This is a genomic window from Streptomyces sp. NPDC006610 (assembly GCF_040611575.1).
GTDB lineage: Bacteria > Actinomycetota > Actinomycetes > Streptomycetales > Streptomycetaceae > Streptomyces.
Window position 1 is genome coordinate 1 of sequence record NZ_JBEXOP010000092.1, and the last position, 2,832, is coordinate 2,832.

Below are 2,832 nucleotides of genomic sequence, written 5' to 3' on the forward strand. Positions count from 1 at the left end.
CCGGCGGAGATCCGGGCTCCTGCGGGGACTTTGCCGGGGGTGTCGTCGTTCCAGCTGCATTTCGCCGATCATGACATCCTGACGCCGGGGGATGCGCCGGATGTGCTGGTGGCGATGAACCCGGCGGCGTTGAAGGCGAATGTGGGTGATCTGCCGCGGGGTGCGGAGATCATCGTGGACACGGACGGGTTCACGAAGCGGGCGCTGCAGAAGGTCGGGTATGCGCTCAGTCCGCTCGAGGACGGTTCGCTGGACGCCTTCCGGGTGCACGGGGTGCCGTTGACGACGCTGACGGTCGAGGCGCTGAAGGATTCGGGGCTGGCGCGCAAGGAGGCCGAGCGGAGCAGGAACATGTTCGCGCTGGGTCTGCTGTCGTGGATGTATCACCGTCCGACCGAGGGCACGGAGCGGTTTTTGCGGGCGAAGTTCGCGAAGCGGCCGCAGATCGCCGAGGCGAACATCAGGGCGCTGCGGGCGGGCTGGAATTTCGGGGAGACGACGGAGGATTTCGCGGTCTCCTACGAGGTGGCGCCGGCGGGGCGGGCGTTCGCGCCGGGCACCTACCGCAACATCTCCGGCAATCTGGCCCTGTCCTACGGGCTGATCGCGGCGGCGCGGCAGGCGGATCTGCCGCTGTTCCTGGGCTCGTATCCGATCACGCCGGCCAGTGACATCCTGCACGAGCTGAGCCGGCACAAGAATTTCGGGGTGCGCACGTTCCAGGCGGAGGACGAGATCGCGGGGATCGGGGCGGCGCTGGGGGCGGCGTTCGGGGGGTCGCTGGCGGTGACGACGACGTCGGGGCCGGGTGTGGCGCTGAAGTCGGAGACGGTCGGGCTGGCGGTGTCGCTGGAGCTGCCGCTGCTGGTGGTGGACATCCAGCGCGGGGGGCCGTCGACGGGGCTGCCGACCAAGACGGAGCAGGCGGATCTGCTGCAGGCGATGTTCGGCCGCAACGGCGAGGCCCCTGTCCCGGTGGTGGCGCCGTGCACGCCGGGGGACTGTTTCGGTGCGGCGCTGGAGGCGGCGCGGATCGCGCTGGCCTACCGCACGCCGGTGTTCCTGCTGTCGGACGGCTACCTCGCCAACGGTTCCGAGCCCTGGCGCGTTCCCGCTCTGCAGGAGCTGCCGGATCTGCGGGTGCAGTTCGCGCAGGGCCCCAATCACACCCTGCCCGACGGCAGCGCGGTGTTCTGGCCCTACAAACGCGACCCCGAGACCCTGGCCCGCCCGTGGGCGGTGCCGGGCACGCCGGGGCTGGAGCACCGCATCGGCGGGATCGAGAAGCAGGACGGCACGGGCAACATCTCCTACGACCCGGCCAACCACGACTTCATGGTCCGCACCCGCCAGGCCAAGATCGACAACATCGCCGTCGCCGACCTGGCCGTCGACGACCCCACCGGGACGGCCCGCACCCTGGTGCTGGGCTGGGGATCCACCTACGGGCCCATCACCGCGGCCGTGCGCAGACTGCGCGCATCCGGGCAGCGGATCGCGCAGGCCCACCTGCGCCACCTCAACCCCTTCCCCGCCAACCTCGGCCAGGTACTGCACGCCTACGACCGCGTCGTCGTCCCGGAGATGAACCTCGGCCAGCTCGCCCTGCTCATCCGGGCCCGCTACCTCGTCGACGCCCGCTCCCACACCCAGGTCAACGGCATGCCCTTCAAAGCCGAACAGCTCGCCCAGGCACTCAAGGAGGCCATCCATGACTGAACCCGCGTCGACGGCCCCCCGCACCACCCCCCTCCAGGCACTGCCGCTGGTGCCCAGGGCCGAGGGCCGCCAGACCATGAAGGACTTCAAGTCCGACCAGGAAGTGCGCTGGTGCCCCGGCTGCGGCGACTACGCGATCCTGGCCGCCGTGCAGGGCTTCATGCCCCAGCTCGGCCTGGCCAGGGAGAACATCGTCTTCGTCTCCGGCATCGGCTGCTCCTCCCGCTTCCCCTACTACATGAACACCTACGGGATGCACTCCATCCACGGCCGCGCCCCCGCCATCGCCACCGGCCTGGCCGCATCCCGCCGCGACCTGAGCGTATGGGTCGTCACCGGCGACGGCGACGCCCTGTCCATCGGCGGCAACCACCTCATCCACGCCCTGCGCCGCAACGTCAACCTCAAGATCCTGCTGTTCAACAACCGCATCTACGGCCTGACCAAAGGCCAGTACAGCCCCACCTCCGAAACCGGCAAGATCACCAAATCCACCCCCATGGGCTCCCTCGACGCCCCCTTCAACCCCGTCTCCCTCGCCCTCGGCGCCGAAGCCTCCTTCGTCGCCCGCACCATCGACTCCGACCGCGCACACCTCACCGACGTCCTGCGCCAGGCCGCCGCCCACCCCGGCACCGCCCTCATCGAGATCTACCAGAACTGCAACATCTTCAACGACGGCGCCTTCGACGCCCTCAAAGACCGCGACCCCGCCCAGGAAGCCGTCATCCGCCTCGAACACGGCCGGCCCATCCGCTTCGGCGCCGACAACTCACGCGGCGTGATCCGCGACCAGGCCACCGGCGACCTCACCACCGTCACCGTCACCGACGACAACGAAGCCGACATCCTCGTCCACGACGCCCACGCCCCCCACCCCACCACCGCCTTCGCCCTCTCCCGCCTCGCCGACCCCGACACCCTCCACCACACCCCCATCGGCGTCCTGCGCTCCGTCCAACGCCCCGTCTACGACACCCAGATGGCCGACCAGCTCGACCACGCCGTCGAAACCACCGGCAAGGGCGACCTCGCCCAACTCCTCACCGGCAACGACACCTGGACCGTCACCGACTGACCCGGACGACACCCCCACACGAAACCCGGGCGGAC

Annotated in this window: 2 protein-coding genes; both read left to right on the top strand. The window is 69.9% G+C overall.

Features of this window, described 5'->3' with window-relative positions:
* A partial coding sequence (locus ABZY13_RS33390; protein ID WP_356637561.1) for a 2-oxoacid:acceptor oxidoreductase subunit alpha occupies window positions 1–1,719 on the top strand: 1,719 nt, incomplete at its 5' end.
* Window positions 1,712–2,797, top strand: a complete 1,086-nt coding sequence (locus tag ABZY13_RS33395; protein ID WP_356637563.1) for a 2-oxoacid:ferredoxin oxidoreductase subunit beta — start codon at window positions 1,712–1,714, stop codon at window positions 2,795–2,797. The genes ABZY13_RS33390 and ABZY13_RS33395, both read left to right, overlap by 8 nt.
* Window positions 2,798–2,832 lie beyond the last annotated feature (35 nt).